Here is a 22,761-nt window from a genome sequence, read left to right as displayed (position 1 = left end):
CCACTGAATCAAGAAGAGCAAAGGCAAGGGCAAAAGCATGGGTATCGAACAACATCAGGTGAAGGCGGCGGAGCTGTTGCGTGCGGCGGGCATCCTGCCGGTGGTGACGATTCATACGCTGGACCAGGCGCGTGCGGTCAGCGCGGCGCTGCTGGAAGGTGGCTTGCCGGCCATCGAGCTGACGCTGCGCACGCCGGTGGCGATGGAAGCGCTGGCGATGCTCAAGCGCGAGCTGCCGGACGTGGTGGTGGGTGCCGGTACGGTGCTGACCGTGGAGCAGATGCAGCAGTCCATCGATGCGGGTGCGGATTTCCTGGTGACCCCGGGTACGCCGCCGGCGCTGGCTGATGCACTGGCCGCTGCGCCGCTGCCGGTGGTGCCGGGTGCGGCAACCCCGACCGAGCTGCTGTCGCTGTACGCGCGCGGCTTCCGCGTGTGCAAGCTGTTCCCGGCCACGGCCGTGGGCGGGCTGGCGATGATCAAGGGCCTGGCCGGCCCGGTTGCCGACCTCAAACTGTGCCCGACCGGTGGCATCACCGAAAACACCGCCGCCGAATACCTCGAGCAGAAGAACGTGGTCTGCATCGGTGGTTCGTGGATGGTGCCGGGCAACTGGATCGCCGACGGCGAATGGGACAAGGTGCGCGCCAGCGCCGCAGACGCGGCAAAGATCATCAAGCGCGTGCGCGGCCACTGAGCCCGACAAAGGTGTAGAGCCGCGCCCACGCTCGGCTCCGGCATCATCAAGGGTCAGAGCCCTTTCCCACCGGGAAAGGGATCCGACCCCAGGCGACGAGCGCGCACAGCGCGCGACCCGCTCCTGCTCTTCCTTCTTCATTCCGCGGTGGACGCGTACGGAACCTGTCCGTGGCCATGCGGAGGGATTGCGCAGGGGCGTAAGCGCCATGGATGGCGCGCCCGAGCCTCCAGGGATGGATCCACGGCGTCCCCTGCGCAATCCCTCCGCAGGGCCAACCCCACGAATCCTGCCGCACACCGCGAGGGGCTCAGCCGTTGGCCGAAACCCTTACAGCGGCCGTGCCGGATCCACCAGCCCATACTGGCTGGCCATCCGCGCCAGCGCGATGTTGTCGTGGATTCCCATCTTCTCGAACAACCGCGCCTTGTGCGTGTTCACCGTCTTCGCACTCAGGCTCAGCCGCCGCGCGATGTCTTCCTGGCGCAGGCCCTGGGTCAGCAGCAGTGCCACTTCCAGCTCGCGCGGTGACAGGCTGTCGAACGGCGAACCGTTGCCCTCCACCGTCGACAACGCCAGGTTCTGCGCGATGCTGGTGCCCAGGTAGCGGCGGCCACCGGCGACGTCGCGCACTGCGCGCAGCAGTTCCTGCGCATCGCAGCCCTTGCCGATGTACCCGGCAGCACCGGCTTCCAGCAGGCGCTTCGGCAGCGGGCCGTCTTCCAGCACCGACACGATCACCACGCGGGTGTTGCGGTGGCTGCGGACGATGCGCTCGGTCACTTCCATGCCGCTTACGCCCGGCAGGTGCAGATCGCACAACACCACGTCCGGCAGCAGCTGGCGGACTTCACGCAGCGCGTCTTCGCCGGTCTCGGCTTCGCCCACCACCTCGATGTCGGTTTCCCCCGACAGAATCATCTTCATCCCGGTGCGGACCAGCGCATGGTCATCCACCAGGTAGACTCGAATCGTCATTCACGTACCTCTTCGAATGCGGCCATTGCAGGTCAAGCTAGGCAGGGTGCCGATACCCCTGCAAGCGCGTTCGGAATGCGACCCCGGCAATCTGCCTTGCGCATCACACTACCGCGCGTTGTGCTTGCCCCCTGTCTTGCAGAACCTGCTGCAACGAAACAACTGATCTATCACGTAGACGTCCCTCAAGGGCCATCCACGTCAATCCCCCTGTGATGATGCTTCGCTGGCCTTCGCTGGCGGCGAGCCGTGACGTCGCCATGGGTGCCGGCGACTGAACATGACCAGATAGCACCCTACCACCCAAACCAGCGCGGCACACCATCCGGCCAGGATATCGGAGGGGTAATGCACCCCCAGGTAGACCCGGGACACGCTGACCAGCAGGCTGAATGCCGGTGCCAGCAGCAGCACCGGCCAGCGCCAGCGGGTGTTCCAGGCCAGCAGTACCAGGGTCACTGCCAGGGTCATCGAGCCCATCGCATGGCCGCTGGGGAAGCTGAACGTCGATTCCGGCGCGATCGATTCCCACAGGCTGGGGCGCTGGCGCTGGAAGAAGTGCTTGCTGCCCATGTTCAGCAGCGCCGAGCCGACGAAGCTGACCGCCACGAAGGTCGCCTCGCGCCAACGCCGGTAGCCCAGCAGCACGCCGATGATCAGCACGTCGGCCGGGATCAGGAACCATTCGTAGCCCAGTCTGGAAATGAGCACGAAGAAGCGGTCCAGCAGCGGCGAATGCAGGCCATGCATCTGCCACAGCAGCGGCGCATCGAAATGGAACGATTCAAACTCGTGCACCTCGTCAGCCAGGGCGACGAAGCCGGCCAGCGGCAGCAGCACGCCACCGAACAGCAGGACCAGGCGCCAGGCATTGCGCGCCATCCAGTGGCGGAAGCCGGAGGCGGACTCCGGTGCAGCGAGGATCGCAGGCTTATCCGGCGCTTCGGACATACTTGTGTTCGACGTAATCGTCGATCAGGGCGACGAATTCCTGGGCGATGTTCTCGCCACGCAGGGTCACCTTCTTTTCGCCATCGACGAACACCGGCGCTGCAGGCGTTTCACCCGTGCCGGGCAGCGAGATGCCGATATTGGCATGGCGCGACTCACCCGGCCCGTTGACGATGCAGCCCATCACCGCCAGGGTCATGTTCTCCGCACCCGGGTGGTGGATCTTCCACAGCGGCATCTTCTCGCGCACGTGGTTCTGTACCACCTTGGCCAGCTCCTGGAAGAACTCGGAGGTGGTGCGGCCGCAGCCCGGGCAGGCCGTGACCAGCGGCGTGAAGGCGCGCTGGCCGGTGGTCTGCAGCAGCTCCTGGGCGACGATCACTTCCTGCGTACGCGACTGGCCCGGTTCCGGGGTCAGCGAGATGCGGATGGTGTCACCGATGCCCTCCTGCAGCAGCACGCTCAGCGCCGCGGACGAGGCGACGATGCCCTTGCTGCCAATTCCGGCCTCGGTCAGGCCCAGGTGCAGGGCGAAATCCGAGCGCTGGGCCAGGTCGCGGTACACCGCGATCAGCTCCTGCACGCCACTGACCTTGGCCGACAGCACGATGCGGTCGCGCGGCAGGCCGAGCTCCACCGCCTGCTCTGCCGAATCCAGCGCCGAGCGGATCAGCGCCTCGCGCAGCACGCGGCCGGCGTCCCAGGGCTGCTCACGCAGGTTGTTCTCGTCCATCAGCTTTGCCGCCAGGGCCTGGTCCAGCGAGCCCCAGTTGGCACCGATGCGCACCGGCTTGTTGTAGCGGATCGCGAACTCGATCAGCTGGGCGAACTGCAGGTCCTTCTTCTTGCCGAAGCCGACATTGCCCGGGTTGATGCGGTACTTGGCCAGCGCTTCGGCACAGGCCGGTTCGGCGGTCAGCAGCTGATGGCCGTTGTAATGGAAGTCACCGATCAGCGGCACGTCGATGCCCATCATCGCCAGCTTGTCGACAATGCGCGGGATCGCCGCAGCCGCTTCCACGGTATTGACGGTCAGCCGCACCATTTCCGAACCCGCACGCCACAACTCGGCCACCTGCTTCACGCTGGAGGCCACGTCGGAGGTATCGGTGTTGGTCATCGACTGCACCACGACCGGCTTGCCTCCGCCTACGGTGACCCCGCCGATCTGGACGGCATGGGTCTGGCGGCGGGGCCAGGCAGTGGCATCGGAAGGGGGCGTCGGGCGGGTAACGGCGTCGTGCATGGGCGCATTCTACCGCCCGCCTCCGCATTCCGGGTGACTCGCATTCAGCCGGCGGCACGGCTGCGGCCGATTGTCGCAGGCACGGTCACGCGTGAACGCATACGATGAGCGTGAATGACCGGTCCCGACGCCCCGTTTCTCCGAACCCTGTGCAGCCTGCGCTGGCTTGCCGTAGGTGGCCAGGCCGCCACCATCCTGGTTGCCACCTGGGTGCTGGGCCTGCCGTTGCCGCAACTGCCATTGTGGGCGGGCGTGGCCGTGCTGACCCTGTTCAACATCTACACCCAGCTGCGCCCGGAGGCGGCCGACACCGCGCCACTGACCGCATTCGGCCACATTCTGGTGGACGTGATCATCCTGACCTGGATGGTGGGCTGGAGTGGCGGCATGGCCAACCCGTTCAGTTCGCTGTTCCTGATCCTGATCGCGCTCGCCGCGTTCGCCCTGCCCCTGCGCTGGGCACTGGCGGTGGCGCTGGCCTGCCTGCTCGGCTACGCCGCCAGCGGCATCTTCGGCCAGTCGCTGCCGGATGGCTATTTCCGCGCGCAGGACCTCAACCGCTGGGGCGTGGTCGCCAATTTCCTGATTTCCGCAGCGGTCGTGCTGACCTTTTCCACCCGCCTGGCACTGGCGCTGCGCCAGCGCGAACTGGAACTGTCGGCCCTGCGCGAACGCTTCGCCCGCAACGAGGGCATCGTCGCCCTGGCCACCCATGCCGCCTCGGTGGCGCATGAACTGAACACGCCGCTGGCGACCATGACCCTGCTCGCCGATGACGTCGCCGAGCGCAGCGAAGAGCCCGAAGTACGCGAAGACATGGAAACCCTGCGCGAGCTGCTGGTGCAGTGCCGCGAGCGCGTGCTGGCGCTGGCCGCACCGGCCTCGGCCGATGCACCGGGTCGCAGCCACTCCAGCGCCCAGCAGGTACTGGAACAGTGGCGCCTGGTGCGGCCGACCATCGACCTGCATCGCAATGACGATGCGCCGCTGCGGCTGCCACTCGACCCGGGCGTGGGCCATCTGCTGATGGTCCTGCTCAACAATGCCGCCGATGCCGGCGAGCAGGCCGGCCGGCCGCGCGTGGACCTGGACCTGCGCATCGAAGGCGACGACCTGATCGGCGAAGTCCGCGACTACGGCCACGGCTTCGACGCCCGTGCTGCGGTGCTGCCGGGCAAGCTGTTCGGCAGCAGCAAAAGCGAGGGCATGGGCGTCGGCCTGGCCCTGTCCCATGCCACCATCGAACGCCTCGACGGCGAGATGTGGATGCGCCCGGCCCAGGGGGCCGGCAGCCGCGTCGGCTTCCGCCTGCCGCTGACCCCACGTGAGGACACCCCATGAGCCTTCATCACTCCACCCTGGGCCTGCTGGTCGACGACGACGAGCTGTACCTGCGCACCCTGCAGCGCAGCCTGGCCCGCAAGGGGCTTGAAACACAGACCGCACAGGATGCCGCCAGTGCGCTGGCGCTGGCCCGCCAGCATCCGCCGGCGTTCGCGCTGATCGACCTGAAGCTGGGCAGCGATTCCGGCCTGGCACTGATCCAGCCGCTGCGTGCCCTGCGCGCGGACATGCGCATCCTGCTGGTGACCGGCTACGCGAGCATCGCCACCGCCGTGGAGGCGATCAAGCTTGGTGCCGACGACTACCTGCCGAAGCCGGCCACGGTGCCGATGATCCTGCGCGCCCTCGGCGAGGAAGACGATGGTCCGGCCGACGATGGCGAGATGGAAGTGCCCGACGCGATGACGCCGATCAGCCGCCTGCAGTGGGAACACATCCAGCAGGCGATGCACGAGACCGGCGGCAACGTGTCCGCAGCCGCCCGCCTGCTCGGCATGCACCGGCGTTCGCTGCAGCGCAAGCTGGCCAAGCGGCCAAGCCCGGAACGCGATCCCAGCCGTTGATCACCGGACCCGTCCGGCTCAGACCTCGGCCAGCACTGCTCGGTCCTGCGCGGCGCTGGAGCGCGACGCCGACGCATCGACCCGCGCCGCTACCGTCTCCTGCAGCAGCGGCGACGGCAGCGTGCAGGCCGGATGCATGCGCAGGAAGCCATAGATCGTCCCTGCCAGACCGATCATCAGGCCCGGAGTAAAGGCCGCGCGGGTCAGCCCGCCGACCATGCCCTGGTGCTCCTCGATCGAAGAAACGATCTCGATGGCGGCCTCGTCCTGCGGATAGGGACACCCCTCCGGATCCAACGCAGCCGCCAGCACCAGCAACTCCCGGGTGGACACATCGCCATGGCACAGGGTGTGGCTGAACCCCCATTTGCCGCGCGCGTCGGCCACAGCCCGCCGCATGTCACGCAACTGCGCGGGATCGCCGGTGCGGGCATACAGATCCGCCGCCGCCAGACCGATGCCAACACTGCCATGGCACCAGGTCGGGAAATTCTTCTGCCCGTCCTCCAGGTGGATATCGCGCCAGCGCCCGGTATGCGGCTCGAACAGCGCCGCCTGGAACGCAAAGGCTCCTTCGGCCAGCTGCCGCCAGGCGGCCCGCTCAGGCACGCTGCCGGCATCCGAACGCGCCAGCCGTGCCAGCGCCCAGCCCATGCCCATCGCGCCGTGGCCAAAGCCACCGATCGGCTCGCGGAACTGTGGCGTCGGCCAGCGTGCGCCGTCGGCATCGACGATCGCTGCTTCCTGCATGCGGCGCCCGGCTGCAGCCGCCAACTCCAGCCAGCGCGATCTGCCGGTGGCCTCGGCCAGCGCCAGCAACGGCAGGATCATGCCGGACACGCCATCAATCAGTTCGAATTTCACCGGCCCCTGGAAACCACGACGTTCCACTCCTTCCGCACAGCGCTCGGCCAGCGCGAGCAGTGCGGGGCGCTGCAGCAGATCATGCAATGCCAGCAGGGTCCAGATCTGCGAGCCCGAGCCGACGAAACCACCATCGATCCCGGCGGGATGGCGCTCGCACATGGTCTGGAACACCGCAATGGCGCCTTCGATGGCCGGATCCAACCCAGCCACCGGATCGGCACGTCCCTGCTCCACTTCCCGGCGGTAGGCCGCCAGCGCGAACGCAATGCCTCCCAGCCCGAAATACAGGTCGGGCTGCACCGGCTGGACGGTCCACCCGGTACGGGTCACCTCGGGTGTGATCCAGGTCATCGAACCGTCTTCGCCGTGCACCGCCAGCCGCAGCAGGCTCTCCACCGCGCGCGCGGCCAGCGTGCGACGGCGTGCATCCAGGTCGTCCGCACGCGGATGCTGTGCTGCATAGCTGTGGCCGGATCTAGCCTCGGCGCGGGCCAGCGCATGCTGGTTCAGGTCGGTGGCTACCAGCGTGCTGCGGATGGTCACGTCTTCCAGGTCGATGCGCATCGCACGCCAGTTGTCGGTGATGGAGCGGATGCGGGCCGCGTCCAGCTGCGATGCGAAGATCGGAATGTCACCGTGGCGCAGGTCGTCCACTTCGCCGCGCACGGTCTCCAGGTCCGATGGCGCGGCCGGTGACACCGCCGCATTGCGCACCAGCAGGTCGATCGCGCGTTCAACCGCCTGGGCTTCCTTGTGCAGCGATGCCGGATGCCAGAGCATCCGCCCGAGCTCGGCGTAGGCCATGGTCGGCCGCCGCACATCGCGCACCTGGCAGCCCTCGAAACCGGCCAGCAACGGCATCAGTTCGCCCCTGGCATCCAGCGCACGCAGGCGCCCGCTGGCATCGACGAAACCCTCGCTGATGTGATCCCAGTACAACGACACATCGGGCTGCGGGCTCGGATGGTTCTGTGCGATGGCGACCTCTGCCTCGACCAAGCCCAGCCGCGCCGGCGCCGTCCCGTCTTCGATGATCACCGGCACCTGCACGCGCGGCTGCTCGCCCGGCAGTGCGCCGGCGGCGGACAGGTCCACGCCTTCCATGCCGAGGCCGGTGGTGCGGAACGGCACGATACCGGTGCGCAGCACCGAATTGCGCATCAGCTTGACTGCCGTGTCATAGGCATCGCCCAGACCGGATGGTTCGACGTCGATGACCTGCGAGAACACGCTTTCGGCGTCGACCACCACCGGCACCGGCCCGACCGCGATCAGGTTCTCCAGATGGATGTCGGTCCCGCCCACCAGGCGCAGGATGGCCAGCCAGTGACCGAGACCGCGGTAGTAGGCGCGCAGCTCTTCGTCACCGGAACAATAACGGTGCTCAGCAAATGCAGCCCAGCCGTGGCTGCCACGATCCACCACGCGCGGCACGCGTACCCGGCCAGGGCCCTCGCCGAAGACGGCTTCAAGCAGGCCATCAAGCGTGGCATCGATGCGCAGCGAGCGCGGCTTGTACATCAGCGTACCGCCGTCGAACTGCAACCGCGCCACGGTCCGGCCGCCACCGTGCAGGTCACCGCGCCCCAGCGACACGGCACGCAGCGATCCTGCCGGACTGCCGAGCAGGTCCGTCAGCAGCGCACGATCACGGCCGATGCGCGCGGCCAGCTCCACCACAGCCGCACATTGTCCTTCGAGCATGCGCGACAGCCGCGGCAGCAGCACCGGGTAGCGTCGCTGCAGATGCTCATGGAAGCCCTCGCTGGTGGCGAGGGTTACGAATTCGTCCAGCGCACCGGCGCCCTCAAGCGGGCCGATGTCACCACCGCGCGCGGCCGCATGCAGTTCCAGCAGCAGTACGCGGTTGAGCTTGAGCTGGGCATGTTCACGAAGCGCCGCATCGCCCTGCTCATGCAGGAGTGCGCGCTCGTCTGGCCGCAGATCGATGGCGGGGTCATGCAGGCCAGCCGCCAACGCTGTGCGCGCGTCGACAAGAAAATGTTCGGTGATGCGCGCAAACGCGGCCGCAGCCGGAGAAGCGGTCATTACGCCCCCTGCAAAGTGTCCAGAGTCTGTTCCAGTCGCCGGCACGCAGCGCAAGCCGCTGCGTGCCGGCTCGGGCTACATCAACAGCACAGGCAGTGATTGACCACCGACATCGTGGTGGTGCACTCGGTACCGCCACCGGTGATCAGGGTGTCGGAGGCCGACGTGAGCGCGGACTCGGTGGCCCCAGCGCCATAGATGAACAGCGAACCCGCAGGGTTGGCGCATCCATCCACATCGTCCGAGCCATTGAGCCAGCCGGACACAACATCGTCGTTCAGATCCATTCGCAATCTCCTGTCATTCACAACATGAGGCGTTGAGGACATGGATCGATTCCACGTCCCTTCGGATACGGCCAGTCCCTGGCATCAACATCATGCTGCGAGCGATACTGGATGACAGGTACAGCCGCCTGTGCACACTGCATTGGCACGCGATGCACAGTCAAGCTGCGCTGCGGCAGGCACGCGGATGCGCTGCATGCGCAGCACGGTAACGACACGGAATGAGTGGCCGCGCAGACATTCATGCGCGACCGGATCGAAGGCAACCGGAGAGACATGGGATGGCCGGCCGGCGCCGGCACATCCGCAGGCCGGGTCAGCTCTTCAGCTGCGCCAGGATCTCGCGGGTCATCGGATCGGCAATCGCCACATCCTCACCCTGCAGCGCCGGCAACAGGCCACTGGCCAGCTGCTTGCCCAACTCGACACCGAACTGGTCGAACGCGTTGATGTTCCAGATCACCGACTGCACGTACACGGCGTGTTCGTACATGGCGATCAGCGCACCCAGCGCCTGCGGGGTCAGCGCGTCGAGCAGGATCAGCGTGCTCGGGCGGCCGCCCGGGTAATCACGGTGCGGGTCGTCGCTGCTCTGGCCATTGGCCAGTGCTTCGGTCTGCGCCAGCAGATTGGCCAGCAGGGCCTGATGATTGATCGTGTAGGGATCGTCGTTGTGTACGCAGCCGATGAAGTCGGCCGGAACGATGCTGGTGCCCTGATGCAGTGCCTGGAAGAAGCTGTGCTGCACATCGGTGCCCGCGCCGCCCCACCACACCGGCACGGTGTCGGTGGTGACCGGCTGGCCGTCACGCTGCACGCGCTTGCCCAGGCTTTCCATCACCAGCTGCTGCAGGTAGGCCGGCAGCAGCGCCAGGCGCTGGTCGTAAGTCATCACCGCGTGCGTGGCATGGCCCAGCAGGTTGCGGTTCCAGATGTCGGTCAGGCCGTGCAGCACCGGCAGGTTGCGCTCCAGCGGTGCATCCAGCGCGTGCGCATCCATCTGCGCGGCGCCTTCCAGCAGCTGCTCGAAGCGCTCGAAACCGATCGCAAGCGCGATCGGGAAACCAACGGCCGACCACAGCGAATAACGGCCACCGACCCAGTCCCACATCGGCAGTACGCGATCGGCGGCGATCGCGAAGGCCTTGGCGGCGCGATCCGGATTGGCGCTGACTGCATACAGGCGCTCGCTGCCACCCAGCCAGTCGTGCAGGATCTGGCCGTTGAGCAGGGTTTCCTGGGTACCGAAGGTCTTGGAGATGAGGATGCCGGCGGTCTTCGCCGGATCCAGCGTGGCCAGCGTGCGCTGCATGGCGGCGCCGTCCACGTTCGATACGAAATGCACGCGCAGGCGCGCGCCGGTGACCGGGCGCAACGCATCGGCGACCAGGCGCGGACCGAGATCGGAACCACCGATGCCGACGCTGACCACGTCAGTGACGCCGCTGTCTTCCAGCGCACGCACCAGCACGCCCATGCGCTGGCGGATCCCGCGCGCGGTGGCATAGGCCTCGGCTGCAACCGGCGCATCGACCACGTCGCCGCGCAGCGCGGTATGCAGCGCGGCGCGACCTTCGGTCAGGTTGACCTGCTCGCCACGGAACAAGCGGGTGATGGCACCACCGACATCACGGTCGGCGGCCAACGTGAGCAGGGCCTGCAACGCCGCGGCATCGTATTTCTGCCGCGCGAAGTTGACGTACAACGGACCGACCCGCAGCGCCAGGTCCTGCACGCGGCCGGGTTCGGCGGCGAGCAGGCTGGGAATGCTTGCGCCCTTCAGGCGCTGGGCGTGGGAATGCAGCGAGTCGAATCCGTTGTTCGTTGTCATGCGGCCTGGGTCGGGATCGTGTCGTTGGTGTGGGAGATCTGGTTCTTGCCATCAACGTACACCAGCTTCGGCTTGAAGCTGTCAGCTTCCTGCTCGGTCATGCTGGCGAACGCGGCGATGATGATGATGTCACCGACCTGCACGTGACGCGCAGCGCCACCGTTGAGCGAGACGACGCCGCTGCCGGCTTCGGCGCGGATGGCGTAGGTCGAGAAGCGCGCACCGTTGGTCACGTCCCAGATGTGCACCTGCTCGAACTCGCGGATGCCGGTGGCAGCCAGCAGGTTGTCATCGATGGCGATCGAGCCTTCGTAGTTCAGCTCGGAATGGGTGACGGTGGCGCGGTGGATCTTGGTCTTGAGCAGGGACAGGTGCATGGGGGCGCTGCAACGGCAAAGGAAAGAGCGGATTCTAGCACCCGCTTGGCCATCGTCAGGGGGCCGCAGCAGGACGCTGAGGGCTGTTCAGGCCCCCTCCCCCGGCGGCGGCGGCGCGGCATGCCCGGAACGGCCCTCCAGAGACAGCCGGAACACCGTATGGAAGGCCAGCCCGGCGACCAGGCCGAAGCCACCTGCGGCCAGCACCTGCAAGGCATAGCTGATCACGTCGAAGGTGTCGACATAGCGCAGGCGCTGCAGCAGCGGACCATTGTCCGCGCCCGGCCAGGTGCAGGTGGCCATGGCCAGCGCGCCCAGTCCGAAGCCGACCAGCACGAATCCAGTCCGGCGCAGCCGCTGTTGAGACTGCAGGATCAGCGCCATCGGCAGCAACACCGCGATCGCATTGCACACGGCCAACACGAACATCAGCCCACCGCCGGTGAGCGCAGGCATCGGCGTGCGCCGGAATTCAAGCGCGAACAACAGGCCGCCAAACAGCTGGGCCGGCAGCATGCCGGCGGCCAGCACCGCCAGGATCGAGGCCTGGGCAAGACGGCCGGTATCAGTGCTGGGGGTCTTCATTTCCGGTCTCCCGTCCGTGGGAAGTCGAGAGGCGCCCGTTGCGGGCGCCCCGGAGCCGCATGCGGCTCAGAACTCCAGGTTGTCGATCAGGCGCGTGCTGCCTAGGCGGGCGGCGATCAGCGCCACGCGGCCACCGCCGTCGAAGGTCGGCTCGGCCAGTTCCGGCGTGCGCAACACGGCGTAGTCGACCTGGAAACCATCCGCCTGCAGCGCGGCCGTTGCGTCGGCCTCGATCTGCGCGCGCGACTGGCCAGCCACGTAACCCTCGCGCATGCCCAGCAGGGTGCGGTGGATGCTGGTCGCGACCGGGCGCTGTTCGGCGCTCAGGTACTGGTTGCGCGAACTCTTGGCCAGGCCATCCTCGTCGCGCACGATGTCCGCACCGACGATCTGGATCGGGAACGACAGTTCGGCCACCATCTGCTTGATGACGGCCAGCTGCTGGTAGTCCTTGCGGCCAAACACGGCCACGTCCGGCTGCACCTGCAGGAACAGGCGCGCGACCACCGTGCAAACGCCATCGAAGTGCCCCGGACGGCTGGCGCCTTCCAGCACTTCACTCACGCCCGGCGCGTGCATGCGCGTGGTCTTGTCCACCCCCAGCGGGTACATCACCTCGACGCTGGGCAGCCACACCGCATCGCAGCCGGCCTGCTCCAGCCCGGCCACATCGGCCTCTGGCGTGCGCGGGTAGCGGCTGAAATCCTCGTTCGGCCCGAACTGGGTCGGGTTGACGAAGATGCTCGCCACCACCTTGTCGGCGTACTGGCGGGCCAGGGTCACCAGCGAATGGTGACCTCCATGCAGGTTGCCCATGGTCGGCACCAGCGCCACCCGCAGGCCCTCGCGCTTCCACTGGGCGATCTGCCCGCGCAGTGCGCCGAGCTCGTTGAAGGTCTGGATCATTGGGCGTAGGCGTGCTGTTCGTCGGGGAAGCTGCCGTCGCGCACCGCGTCGGCATAGGCGCGGGTGGCACCGGCCACCGAACCGCCTTCGGCAAGGAAATCCTTGACGAACTTGGGACGGCGATGACCACTGTCCAGGCCGAGGAAATCATGCAGCACCAGCACCTGGCCATCGCACTGCGGGCCTGCGCCAATGCCGATGGTCGGCACATCCACCGCAGCGGTCACTTCGGCGGCGACCGGAGTCGGCACGCATTCGAGCACCATGATGCTGGCGCCGGCAGCGGCCACAGCCTTGGCATCTTCCACCAGCTGGCGCGCGGCATCGCCACGACCCTGGATCTTGAAGCCGCCCAGTCGCAGCACCGACTGCGGGGTCAGGCCCAGATGCGCGCAGACCGGAATCTCGCGCTCCACCAGGTAGCGGATGATGTCGACCTTGAAGCCGGCACCTTCGATCTTGACCATCTCCGCGCCCGCCTGCAGCAGCTGCAACGAGGCATCCAGCGCGCGCTCCGGGGTGGCATCGGCGCCGAACGGCAGGTCGGCCACCAGCAACGCACGCTGCAGCACGCGGGCCACGGCGCGGGTGTGGTAGACCATGTCGGCCACGGTCACCGGCAAGGTCGAATCATGGCCCTGCACGACCATGCCCAGCGAATCGCCGATCAGGATCAGGTCGACGCCGTTGGCATCGAAAGTGCGGGCGAAGCCGGCGTCGTAGGCGGTCAACATGACCAGCTTCTGGCCATTGCGCTTGGCCTCGGCCAGGGCGGGAACGGTCCAGGGCTTGCTGTCTGCGTGGGTGCTCATGTGCTGATAACCGGGGGAGATAACCCGGGCATTATCACCCTATCGGCGCAATCCCGCAGGCATCCACCCGCATCACTGCATCCCGCACGCGGCCATGGCCGGGAATGGCCAGATCCGGCGCGATTTCGGCCAGCGGCACCAACACGAAGGCACGCTCGTGCAGGTAAGGATGCGGCACCTGCAGACCAGGCTGGTCGAGCATCTGCGCGCCATACAGCAGCAGGTCCAGGTCCAGCGCGCGCGGGCCCCAGTGCACCGCCGGATCGCGTACGCGACCAAAACGCTGCTCCAGCGCCAGCATCGCCTGCAGCAGCGTATCGGCGGGCAGCGTGGTCTCGACCGCAGCCACCGCGTTGACGAACGGCGGCTGGTCTTCATTGCCCCAGGCCGGCGTGGCGTACAGCCTTGAGGCTTGGCGCAGGCGGGTATCGGGCAGGCCGTCGAGCGCGGCAATCGCCGCGCCGACGGTGACGGCCGCGTCGCCAAGGTTGGCGCCGAGGCCGATCCAGGCAAGGGTCATCGTTTACTCGCCAGCCGCACCGGCCGGGGCACCCGGACGACGGCGGCGACGGCGGCGCTTGCGCGGTGCCCCGCTCTCGTCATCCCCCTCTTCGCTGTGCATCACGTCCAGCGACGATTCCAGCTCGCGACCGGACTGCGCCTGCGCCTCACGCCAGAACTCGACATCGGCGGCGTGCTCGGCCGAGGCCACCTGGCGCAGGCTGAGGAAGTCGAACGCAGCGCGGAAGCGCGGATGGGTCAGGGTACGGAACACGCGCTTGCGCTGGCGCGAGCTGAAGCGCGACTGCAGCAGCCAGATTTCCTGCATCGGCAGCGAGAAGCGGCGCGGCAGCGCGATGGTGCTCAGCTGCTGGACCGTGACGCGGTCGGCCGCACGGCGCTGCGCCTCTTCCGGTGCCACGCCCTGCTTGAGCAGGGTTGCCTGGGCGCGGCAGAACGCCGGCCACAGCAGCAGCGCGAACAGGAACGCGGGCGAGACTGGTTCATCGTTGGCCACGCGTGCATCGGTGTTGGCCAGGCCCTCCACCAGCATGCGGCGCAGCGCGCCGGTGCGGTTGGACTTCAGCGCCTTGGCGCTCTCCGGGAACAGCACGTCCAGCAGGCCGTAACGTTCGAGGCCTTCGAAGCTGGCCACGCCGTGCCCGGACAGGAACAGCTTCAGCACTTCTTCGAACAGGCGCGCCGGTGCGGCTTCGTTGAGCAGGCCCGCCAGGTGCGGGATCGGCGCGGCGGTGCCCTCTTCGATCTGGAAGCCGAGTTTGGCCGCCAGGCGCACCGCACGCAGCATGCGCACGGGATCTTCGCGATAACGCTGCTCGGGGTCGCCGATCAGCTTCATCAGGCGCGCCTGGACGTCTTCGAAGCCGCCGGTGTAATCGCGCACCGAGAAGTCCTCGATGGCGTAGTACAGGGCGTTGCAGGTGAAGTCGCGGCGGATGGCGTCGTCTTCGATGGTGCCGTACACGTTGTCGCGCACGAGCATGCCGTTTTCCATCTCGCGGTCGCCGCTGCCGTCATCGCTGTTGGCACGGAAGGTGGCGACTTCGATGATCTCGCGGCCGAACACGACGTGGGCGAGGCGGAACCGGCGACCGATCAGGCGGCAGTTGCGGAACAGCTGCTTGACCTGTTCGGGCGTGGCGTCGGTGGCCACGTCGAAATCCTTGGGTTGGCCATTGACCAGCAGATCGCGCACCGCGCCGCCGACAAGGTAGGCGCCGAAGCCGGCATCGCGCAGGCGATAAAGCACGCGCAGGGCGTTCGGGCTGATGTCCTTGCGGGAGATCGTGTGCTGGTCGCGCGGGATGACGCGCAGGCTGAACGGTGATGTAGCAGAGGAAATGATGTTGGCGCTTCCGGTTGAAGTTTCGGGATTGCCCAATGGCATCGAGGTGCATATACTAGCGCTCCTGCCTCGGCAGCGACACAGTTACGCTCCCTTCGTCTAGTGGTTAGGACGTGGCCCTCTCAAGGCTAAAACAGGGGTTCGAGTCCCCTAGGGAGCGCCAGTCGCCGCAGCAGGAACCGAAAAAGCCCGCCTTTGTGCGGGCTTTTCTGTTTTCCGGGGATTGCATTGGCATCGGTCGGCCTGGTCGCAGTAGCGCCTTCCTGTTCCTGCGCGGGAGGGGGCGGGCCACCCCCTCCAGACGATTTCCCGCGACGGCGGCACGAACAGCCTCGCTCCTCCGCAGCCAATTCAATCCCGACGCGCAGACCTGCGTCCGCCACCCGCAATGTGTCGAGAGGCTGCAGGCCAGCCGATCCAGGACCGTTGGCGCCATGGATGGCGCCATCGAGCCCCCATGGATGGGTTTACGGCGTGTCCTGGATCGGCTGGCCTGCAGCCTCCCCACGGAGAAAGGAGGCGCTGAAACACAGGCCGGCCGTCAGCCTTCCATCTGCTCCAGCTCCTTGCCCTTGGTCTCGCGCACGTAGCGGACCACAAAGAAGATCGAAAGGATCGCCACGACCATATAGATGCCATAGGCACCGGCCAGGCCGATGCCGGCCAGCAGCATCGGGAAGGTCACGGTGATCGCGAAATTCGACGTCCACTGCGCCGCACCGGCAACGGCCAACGCCGGGCCGCGGATCTGGTTCGGGAACATTTCGCCCAGCATCACCCACATCACCGGGCCCCAGGACATGTTGAAGAACACCACGTAGACGTTGGCCGCAACCAGCGCCAGCCGGCCCATGCCGTCGGACAGCTGCAGGCGACCATCGGCCAGGCTGCCACTGGCGAAGGCGACCACCATCAGCACCAGCGCCACCGACATCCCAACCGAGCCGATCCACAGCAGCGGCTTGCGCCCGATGCGGTCGATCAACAGCACCGTCAGCAGGCAGGCGCCGATGCTCAGCGCGCCGGACAGCACGTTGATCAGCAGCGCGTCGCTTTCCGAGAAGCCCACCGCCTGCCACAGCACCGCGCCGTAATAGAACACCACGTTGATGCCGACCAGCTGCTGGAACATGGCCAGGCCAATGCCTACCCAGAGGATCGGGCGCAGCTTGCCGGTGACCGTGTCGCGCAGGTCGCTGAAGCGCGGCTTGTGCTGATCCTGGGCCAAGCTGGCTTCGATCTCGGCCTGCTTGGTCGCCGCTGCCGCCTCGCCGTACAGCCGCGACAGTACCGCCCTCGCCTGCTGCTGACGCCCCTTCAGGACCAGGAAGCGCGGGCTTTCCGGAATCACCAGCAACAACAGCAGGAACAGCCCGGACGGCAGCGCCTGCATCCAGAACATCCAGCGCCAGGCCTCATGGCCCAGCCATAGCGGCTCGGTTGACGCCCCAGCAGCTCGGGCCAGCAGGTAATTGCTGAGGAAGGCGGCGAACAGGCCGCAGATGATCGCCATCTGCTGCACCGTGGCCAAACGCCCGCGATAGCGCGCCGAGGCCACCTCGGCAATGTAGGCCGGCGACATCACGCTGGCCGCGCCCACCGCGAAGCCGCCGAGCACGCGTGCGGCGATGAACAGCCAGGAAGCGTGAGCGGCACCGGCGCCCAGCGCCGAGACCAGGAACATCAGTGCCGAGGCGATCAGCACGCCACGACGGCCCAGGCGATCCCCCAGCCAGCCGGCCAGGAAGGCACCGATCGCGCAGCCCAGCAGCATCGAGGCCACTTCGAAACCGAGCGCCGCCTCGCTGGAGTTGAAGGCCTGGCGCAGGCCGTCGACCGTGCCATTGATGACACCACTGTCGAAGCCGAACAGGAATCCACCCAGCGTGGCCACGCAGCTGATCAGGACGATGAATGCGGTGTTCTCACCACCATGGGAGGCGATGTAGGGCTGAGCTGGGGACATGAACGATCCTGCTGGGAAGGGGTCCGGCCATCCAACGCAGCCGGCTGACCCGCAGCGTCGCACAGGCCTCACCCTGCCGCCAACGACCACCACGGCCGCGCCTGCCAGACGCCCGATTTCCGCCCCGCGCCGACACCGGGGGCCAACCTGTTCTAGAATTGGCGGGTTCAGGAATCGATCCACCCCCAGCCCATGCCCTTTGTCGTCACCGAAAACTGCATCAAGTGCAAACACACCGATTGCGTGGAAGTATGCCCCGTGGATTGCTTCCACGAAGGCCCGAACTTCCTGGTGATCGACCCGGATGAGTGCATCGACTGCACCCTCTGCGAACCGGAATGCCCGGTCAACGCGATCTTCCCGGAGGACGATGTTCCTGCCGGCCAGGAGAGCTTCGTCGCCCTCAACGCCGAGCTGGCGAAGGAGTGGCCGGTACTGACCGTGCGCAAGGACCCGCCCGCCGACGCCGGCGAATGGGACGGCAAGCCGGACAAGCTGAAGCTGCTGGAGCGCTGAGAAGCGCCTCTTGCGGCAACGAAAAGGGCGCCTATGGCGCCCTTTTTCGTTGCTCGGCAGATAGCATCCGCGCGATCCGATAGGTGCCAACCGCAAGATCCGGTAGGTGCCAACCTTGGTTGGCACAGAAGCGCCGACCAAGGTCGGCCTCTACCCGGGCACGTGCGGACCTGGGCCCGCACCCACCCGACCGGCCCTTACTGGGCCAGCTTTGCCTTGAGCGCGGCGATCAGCTTCACCGGCGCTTCTGCAGTGGCCGGCAGGCCACGCGGGTCGACCGCGGAGATGTAGGCGCCGGCATCGACGGCGACCACGCGGACCAGGAAGTTGCTGCCTTCGTAGGCCACGTCATACGAGCCCAGCAGCTGCGCGCGGCTGGCGATGGTCACGCCTTCCACGCCTTCCAGCGCGGTGCCGACCTTGGCGAAAGCCTCGTCCTTGCCGCCGGCGATGGTGAAACCGGTGTTGCCCACGGCCGGGGCCGCAGCCACCGGGGCCGCCGGCTTGGTCGCCGAGGCAAGGGTCGGCACCTTGTTGTCACTGGTGGCGTTGGGCAGGTTCAGGTCCGGCGGCACTTCCAGCGGACGCATTTCCGGGGCCAGGGCGTAGTCGCCCTTGACGCCACGCTTGAAGCAGCCGGTGGTGCCGGCGGCAACGGCCACCGCAAGCAGGGCGTAGGACAGCACGCGGACGGTGGATACGGATTGACGCATGTGAATCTCCTGGGTCAGACCAAGACGGAAGGTCAGTGGCTGGAAAGGGCTTCGAGGGCGGCGATGTCGCCGGCAAGGTGATCGGCCGCCGGATGGTGCGCCACCGACAGCGGCAGCAGCGGCAGGCGCAGGTCGTGACCGATGCCGATACGGCGCAGCAACGCCTTGACCGGAATCGGGTTCGGCTCAACGCCGCAGAAATCATGGAACGGCTGCAGGCGCGCATCCCAGGACCCGGTGGCTTCGTGGTCGTGGGCGGCAGCCAGCTCGCACATCCGGCGGTAGGCGCCGGGCAGCACGTTGGAGCCGACCGAGATCAGGCCATCGATACCGGCCTGGATCGAGCGCGCGGCCGTACCGTCGTCGCCACTGAACACGGCAAACTGCGGGCTGCGCAGGGCGAGCAGCGCCTGCACCCGGCCGGTGTCACCCACCGCCTCCTTGATGCCGACGATGTTGGGATGGCTGGCCAGTTCGGCCACGGTCTCCGGCTGCATGTCGCACCCGGTACGGCCGGGCACGTTGTACAGCACGACCGGTAGCCCGCCCTGGTCGGCAACCGCGCGGTAGTGGGCGATCAGGCCAGCCTGGGTCGGCCGCACGTACGGCGGGGTGACCACCAGCGCGTGGCTGGCGCCAAGCGCGGCGGCACGGCGGGTCTGTTCGATGGTCTTGGCGGTGCCCGACAGGCCGGTACCGGCCATGACCGGGATGCGGCCGCCGATGCGCTCGACCGCGCTGGCCAGCAGCAGGTCGTACTCGGCATCGGTGAGGGTCGCTGCTTCACCGGTCGAGCCGGCTACGACAACGCCATGGACGCCACCTTCCAGTTGCAGGTGCAGCAGGCGCTGCCAACCGTCGGGATCGAGGGCGCCGTCGGCCCGGAACGGGGTCGCCAGCGCGGTGATGAGGCCGGAAAGGGACAAGGACGTGCTGCTCTTGGCTGGAAAGGGAAAACGCCCGCCACGAAAGGCCGGGGGCGACCTGAATGTTACTTGCGGCGCGAAAGCACGGGCAAGTATGCTGGACACCGGTGGATCCCCGCCTCTGGCGGGCATTCAGACTAACGCATGCATTACCCGGAATCGCCTTGACCGACACCACCCCGCGCCCCGCGCCGAGCGAAAACCACCTCCTGATCAACGCCTACACGACGCATCCGGAGTCCCCCCTGCTGTCCGTCACCCGCCGCATTGCCGACAGCGGCTGCAATCTGGTGGACGCACGCCTGGCCACGGTCGGCCGCGATGTCTCGGTCACCGCCCTGGCCACCGGCTCCTGGGACTCGGTGGCCAAGCTGGAAGCGATGCTGACCCGGCTGGAGCGCGAAGAGGGCCTGAAGCTGGTCTGGTACCGCACTGCCGCCAAGCAGGCGCAGTCCAACCTGCTGCCGTACATCGTCGAAGTGATCGCCGCCGACAAGCCCGGCATCCTGTTCCAGCTGGCCGATTTCTTCGACCGCCAGGGCATCACCATCGAGAACCTGCAGAGCACGCGCTACCGCGCCATGCAGACCGGTGCGGAGATGTTCAGCGCGCAGGTCACCATCGGCGTGCCGGCCAACATGCACATCGCCGCGCTGCGCGACGATTTCCTTGAATTCTGCGACCACCTGAACCTGGACGCGATCATGGACCCGATGAAATTCTGATTCTTCGCGCGCCTCTCACGGGCGCGTGGCGTTTCATGCAATTGTCGTAGAAAGAACCCAGGCTCGACAGAAGGACCTCATGAACAACGGCGATACCCTGGACAGCACCACCCTCTCCCTGCCGCTGGCGCTGTCCGGTGGCGAACAGGCCACTCTCGGCGACTACGCCGGCCACTGGCTGGTGCTGTACTTCTATCCCAAGGACAGCACCCCCGGCTGCACCACCGAAGGCATCGACTTCAACGCACTTCTGCCCAAATTCAAGAAGGCAGGCGCGGTGGTACTCGGTGTCTCGCGCGACTCGGTGAAGTCGCACGACAACTTCTGTGCCAAGCAGGGCTTCAACTTCCCCTTGGTCAGCGATGGCGACGAAGCGCTGTGCGGCGCCTTCGACGTGATCAAGATGAAGAACATGTACGGCAAGCAGGTACGTGGCATCGAACGCAGCACCTTCTTGATTTCCCCCGACAGCCGCATCGTGCAGTCCTGGCGCAAGGTCAAGGTTGCCGGCCATGCCGATGCCGTTCTCGCCGAACTGAAGGCCTCCCAGTCCAAGTGAGTCCCACTGCCTACTGTGTCTGCCATCACCCTGCCCCGCAGCAGGCCGTGGTGGTTTTTCCCTGTCCGTAACCAGGAATCGACGATGACCCGAGGCAAGCGCATCTACGTGCTGGATACCAACGTGCTGATGCACGATCCCACCGCGCTGTTCAAATTCGAGGAGCACGACGTCTACCTGCCCATGCAGGTGATCGAGGAGCTGGACAACGGCAAGAAGGGCACCTCCGAAGCGAGCCGCAACGCCCGCCAGGTGAGCCGCTTCCTCAACGAGCTGGTGCAGGAATCCGGCCTGGACAACCTGGCCGACGGCATTCCGCTGCAGCGACCCAATGGCCTGCAGCTGCGCGGCAAGCAGAGCGCCGGCAAGCTGCGCTTCCAGACCAGCCATTTCGACGCCGGCAAGAGCTTCGGCAAGGTCATCCCGGACAACGCCATCCTCGGCGCGATCCTGGCGCTGAAGGAAGAAACCCCGGACCTGCCGGTGGTGTTCGTTTCCAAGGACATCAACCTGCGGATCAAGGCCGCGATCGCCGGCATCGTGTCCGAGGACTACGAGAACGACCGTGCGCTGGACGATTTCAGCCTGCTCTACACCGGCGCCACCGAGCTGCCGGAAGACTTCTGGAAGCGCCACGGCGATGACCTGCGCAGCTGGAGCGACAAGGGCCGCACGCATTACGAAATCCTGGCGCAGGATGGCGAGGAGTGGTACCCGAACCAGTACGTCTACCTGCCTGGCGAAGATGAAGTCGAGCTGCGCGTCAGCCGCGTGGTCGGCGACGGCAAGGTGGTGCTGTCACTGGTCGATGATTTCCGCCACGGCAGCCACGCCGTGTGGGGCATCAGCGCACGCAACCGAGAACAGAACTTCGCGCTCAACGCACTGATGGATCCGGAGATCGACTTCGTCACGCTGCTGGGTACCGCCGGCACCGGCAAGACCCTGCTGGCGCTGGCCGCCGGCCTGGCGCAGACGATGGACCAGCAGCGCTACCGCGAGATCATCATGACCCGCGCCACGGTCAGCGTCGGCGAGGACATCGGCTTCCTGCCCGGCACCGAGGAAGAGAAGATGACGCCGTGGATGGGTGCACTGACCGACAACCTGGAAGTGCTCACGCACAACCAGGAAGGCGGCACCTGGGGACGCCAGGCGACCAACGACCTGCTCGCCAGCCGCATCAAGATCCGCTCGATGAACTTCATGCGCGGCCGCACATTCCTGTCGCGCTACCTGATCCTGGACGAGGCGCAGAACCTCACCCCCAAGCAGATGAAGACGCTGATCACCCGTGCCGGCCCCGGCACCAAGATCGTCTGCCTGGGCAACGTCGAGCAGATCGACACCCCGTACCTGACCGAGACCACCTCGGGCCTGACCTACGCGGTGGATCGCTTCAAAAACTGGCCGCATAGTGCGCACATCACCCTGCGCCGAGGCGAACGCTCACGCCTGGCCGATTACGCTTCGGAGGTGTTGTGAACCGCTGCACCCGCCTGCTGCTGCCCACGGCTGCGATCGCCCTCGCAGCCGTCCTGGGTGCCTGCACCACCACGCGCGGCCCCGCCAGCGTGCCGACCGCCGAGCGTACCGGCCAATCCTGGGTGGTCACCCGCCCGATCATCGCCGCGCAGGTACTCGATACCTGCTCGCGCCCCAGTCCCGGCCGCGAGGCCGGGCGGGTCAGTGGTTACTGGGCGCCCAGCCGGCAGCAGATCGACCAGCTGGAAGCGCAGCTGTCGTCGCTGGAATCACAGGTACCGAAGGTGCTGGACTTCGACCGCCAGTACGTCGGCATCGAAAGCGCCGGCAAGCGTCTGATCTACATCAACGCCTTCCATCTGCCCGACGACAGCGGCATCAACCCGGCACGGGAAGCGATCCGCGTCTGTGACGGCGGCACGCAGTTCTGGGGCGCGGTATTCGACCCGGCCAGCAACACCTTCAGCGAGCTGCAGTTCAACGGCGGCTTCGGCGGGCCCTGAGGGGCCCC

At 66.9% G+C, this 22,761-nt stretch carries 23 protein-coding genes and 1 tRNA gene; 9 read left to right on the top strand and 15 right to left on the bottom strand.

What is annotated here, in order from left to right; genetic code table 11:
* Positions 1-37 precede the first annotated feature (37 nt).
* Entirely contained in the window at positions 38-697 is a 660-nt protein-coding gene (eda, locus tag ACZK13_RS07900) for a bifunctional 4-hydroxy-2-oxoglutarate aldolase/2-dehydro-3-deoxy-phosphogluconate aldolase (RefSeq protein ID WP_032128859.1), read from the top strand.
* Between the two features lie 330 nt (positions 698-1,027).
* On the opposite strand, the gene ACZK13_RS07895 is transcribed toward eda, so the two are convergent.
* The 3 genes from ACZK13_RS07895 to ispG all read right to left on the bottom strand — a co-directional run bounded on the left by ACZK13_RS07895 (position 1,028) and on the right by ispG (position 3,872).
* Entirely contained in the window at positions 1,028-1,675 is a 648-nt protein-coding gene (locus ACZK13_RS07895; RefSeq protein ID WP_004153112.1) for a response regulator, read from the bottom strand.
* 201 nt (positions 1,676-1,876) lie between these two features.
* On the bottom strand, positions 1,877-2,626 hold the full coding sequence (locus ACZK13_RS07890) for a phosphatase PAP2 family protein (RefSeq protein WP_032128858.1): 750 nt from the start codon (positions 2,624-2,626) through the stop codon (positions 1,877-1,879).
* A complete protein-coding gene (gene ispG, locus ACZK13_RS07885) occupies positions 2,607-3,872 on the bottom strand; it encodes a flavodoxin-dependent (E)-4-hydroxy-3-methylbut-2-enyl-diphosphate synthase (RefSeq protein ID WP_032128857.1) in 1,266 nt (421 codons plus the stop codon). The genes ACZK13_RS07890 and ispG overlap by 20 nt, the downstream gene beginning before the upstream one ends.
* A 114-nt stretch (positions 3,873-3,986) precedes the next feature.
* Here ispG and ACZK13_RS07880 point away from each other — a divergent pair, with 114 nt between their 5' ends.
* Together ACZK13_RS07880 and ACZK13_RS07875 are read left to right on the top strand one after the other, a co-directional pair.
* Entirely contained in the window at positions 3,987-5,213 is a 1,227-nt protein-coding gene (locus ACZK13_RS07880; RefSeq protein WP_032128856.1) for an ATP-binding protein, read from the top strand.
* Complete coding sequence (locus ACZK13_RS07875) at positions 5,210-5,779, top strand: response regulator transcription factor (RefSeq protein WP_012510702.1); 570 nt, start codon at positions 5,210-5,212, stop codon at positions 5,777-5,779. Before ACZK13_RS07880 ends, ACZK13_RS07875 begins: the two co-directional genes overlap by 4 nt.
* 18 nt (positions 5,780-5,797) lie before the next feature.
* Here ACZK13_RS07875 and ACZK13_RS07870 read toward each other — a convergent pair whose 3' ends face one another.
* From ACZK13_RS07870 to pcnB, 9 genes are all read right to left on the bottom strand, one after another.
* Entirely contained in the window at positions 5,798-8,695 is a 2,898-nt protein-coding gene (locus tag ACZK13_RS07870) for a type 2 lanthipeptide synthetase LanM family protein (protein WP_180838576.1), read from the bottom strand.
* 80 nt (positions 8,696-8,775) lie between these two features.
* The gene (locus ACZK13_RS07865; protein ID WP_049400943.1) at positions 8,776-8,982 is read right to left on the bottom strand and encodes a DUF6229 family protein; all 207 of its coding nucleotides are present in this window, start codon (positions 8,980-8,982) and stop codon (positions 8,776-8,778) included.
* Positions 8,983-9,298: 316 nt separating this feature from the next.
* Positions 9,299-10,813 carry a glucose-6-phosphate isomerase gene (gene pgi, locus ACZK13_RS07860; RefSeq protein WP_125895698.1) on the bottom strand — a complete coding sequence of 505 codons (1,515 nt, stop codon included), beginning with the start codon at positions 10,811-10,813 and terminating at the stop codon, positions 9,299-9,301.
* Positions 10,810-11,190: an aspartate 1-decarboxylase gene (gene panD / locus ACZK13_RS07855; RefSeq protein ID WP_032128853.1), complete on the bottom strand. Its 381-nt coding sequence runs from the start codon at positions 11,188-11,190 to the stop codon at positions 10,810-10,812. Before panD ends, pgi begins: the two co-directional genes overlap by 4 nt.
* Before the next feature lie 87 nt (positions 11,191-11,277).
* Complete coding sequence (locus tag ACZK13_RS07850) at positions 11,278-11,775, bottom strand: hypothetical protein (RefSeq protein WP_049400941.1); 498 nt, start codon at positions 11,773-11,775, stop codon at positions 11,278-11,280.
* A gap of 66 nt (positions 11,776-11,841) precedes the next feature.
* On the bottom strand, positions 11,842-12,681 hold the full coding sequence (panC, locus tag ACZK13_RS07845; protein ID WP_125895697.1) for a pantoate--beta-alanine ligase: 840 nt from the start codon (positions 12,679-12,681) through the stop codon (positions 11,842-11,844).
* Positions 12,678-13,493, bottom strand: a complete 816-nt coding sequence (gene panB / locus ACZK13_RS07840; RefSeq protein ID WP_005416119.1) for a 3-methyl-2-oxobutanoate hydroxymethyltransferase — start codon at positions 13,491-13,493, stop codon at positions 12,678-12,680. Before panB ends, panC begins: the two co-directional genes overlap by 4 nt.
* A gap of 34 nt (positions 13,494-13,527) precedes the next feature.
* Complete coding sequence (folK, locus tag ACZK13_RS07835) at positions 13,528-14,013, bottom strand: 2-amino-4-hydroxy-6-hydroxymethyldihydropteridine diphosphokinase (protein ID WP_253145929.1); 486 nt, start codon at positions 14,011-14,013, stop codon at positions 13,528-13,530.
* A gap of 3 nt (positions 14,014-14,016) precedes the next feature.
* The gene (gene pcnB, locus ACZK13_RS07830) at positions 14,017-15,396 is read right to left on the bottom strand and encodes a polynucleotide adenylyltransferase PcnB (protein ID WP_032128849.1); all 1,380 of its coding nucleotides are present in this window, start codon (positions 15,394-15,396) and stop codon (positions 14,017-14,019) included.
* A 52-nt stretch (positions 15,397-15,448) separates the two neighbouring features.
* Between pcnB and ACZK13_RS07825 the strand changes: the two genes are divergently transcribed.
* Positions 15,449-15,523, top strand: a tRNA-Glu gene (locus tag ACZK13_RS07825).
* A 378-nt stretch (positions 15,524-15,901) separates the two neighbouring features.
* On the opposite strand, the gene ACZK13_RS07820 is transcribed toward ACZK13_RS07825, so the two are convergent.
* The gene (locus ACZK13_RS07820) at positions 15,902-17,326 is read right to left on the bottom strand and encodes a sugar porter family MFS transporter (RefSeq protein WP_253146058.1); all 1,425 of its coding nucleotides are present in this window, start codon (positions 17,324-17,326) and stop codon (positions 15,902-15,904) included.
* Between the two features lie 192 nt (positions 17,327-17,518).
* On the opposite strand from ACZK13_RS07820, the gene fdxA reads away from it, so the two are divergent.
* Entirely contained in the window at positions 17,519-17,842 is a 324-nt protein-coding gene (fdxA, locus tag ACZK13_RS07815; RefSeq protein WP_004153066.1) for a ferredoxin FdxA, read from the top strand.
* A gap of 197 nt (positions 17,843-18,039) precedes the next feature.
* Here the strand turns inward: fdxA and ACZK13_RS07810 are convergent, their stop codons facing one another.
* Positions 18,040-18,555, bottom strand: a complete 516-nt coding sequence (locus ACZK13_RS07810; protein ID WP_006432432.1) for a hypothetical protein — start codon at positions 18,553-18,555, stop codon at positions 18,040-18,042.
* Between the two features lie 32 nt (positions 18,556-18,587).
* Positions 18,588-19,481: a 4-hydroxy-tetrahydrodipicolinate synthase gene (dapA, locus tag ACZK13_RS07805; RefSeq protein ID WP_049423505.1), complete on the bottom strand. Its 894-nt coding sequence runs from the start codon at positions 19,479-19,481 to the stop codon at positions 18,588-18,590.
* Positions 19,482-19,645: 164 nt separating this feature from the next.
* Between dapA and ACZK13_RS07800 the strand changes: the two genes are divergently transcribed.
* The 4 genes from ACZK13_RS07800 to ACZK13_RS07785 all read left to right on the top strand — a co-directional run bounded on the left by ACZK13_RS07800 (position 19,646) and on the right by ACZK13_RS07785 (position 22,753).
* The gene (locus tag ACZK13_RS07800; RefSeq protein WP_005409051.1) at positions 19,646-20,206 is read left to right on the top strand and encodes a glycine cleavage system transcriptional repressor; all 561 of its coding nucleotides are present in this window, start codon (positions 19,646-19,648) and stop codon (positions 20,204-20,206) included.
* A 79-nt stretch (positions 20,207-20,285) separates the two neighbouring features.
* Positions 20,286-20,765 (top strand): peroxiredoxin, encoded by a 480-nt coding sequence (locus tag ACZK13_RS07795; RefSeq protein WP_032128846.1) that lies wholly within the window; start codon positions 20,286-20,288, stop codon positions 20,763-20,765.
* 84 nt (positions 20,766-20,849) lie between these two features.
* Positions 20,850-22,250, top strand: coding sequence for a PhoH family protein (locus ACZK13_RS07790; protein WP_010484287.1), 1,401 nt, complete (start codon positions 20,850-20,852; stop codon positions 22,248-22,250).
* Complete coding sequence (locus ACZK13_RS07785) at positions 22,247-22,753, top strand: hypothetical protein (protein WP_032128845.1); 507 nt, start codon at positions 22,247-22,249, stop codon at positions 22,751-22,753. Before ACZK13_RS07790 ends, ACZK13_RS07785 begins: the two co-directional genes overlap by 4 nt.
* Positions 22,754-22,761 lie beyond the last annotated feature (8 nt).

It is taken from the genome of Stenotrophomonas sp. 99219_Sma (assembly GCF_056480785.1).
The sequence above is the reverse complement of the archived record's forward strand: the minus strand, read 5'-3'. Positions and strand labels throughout refer to the sequence as shown.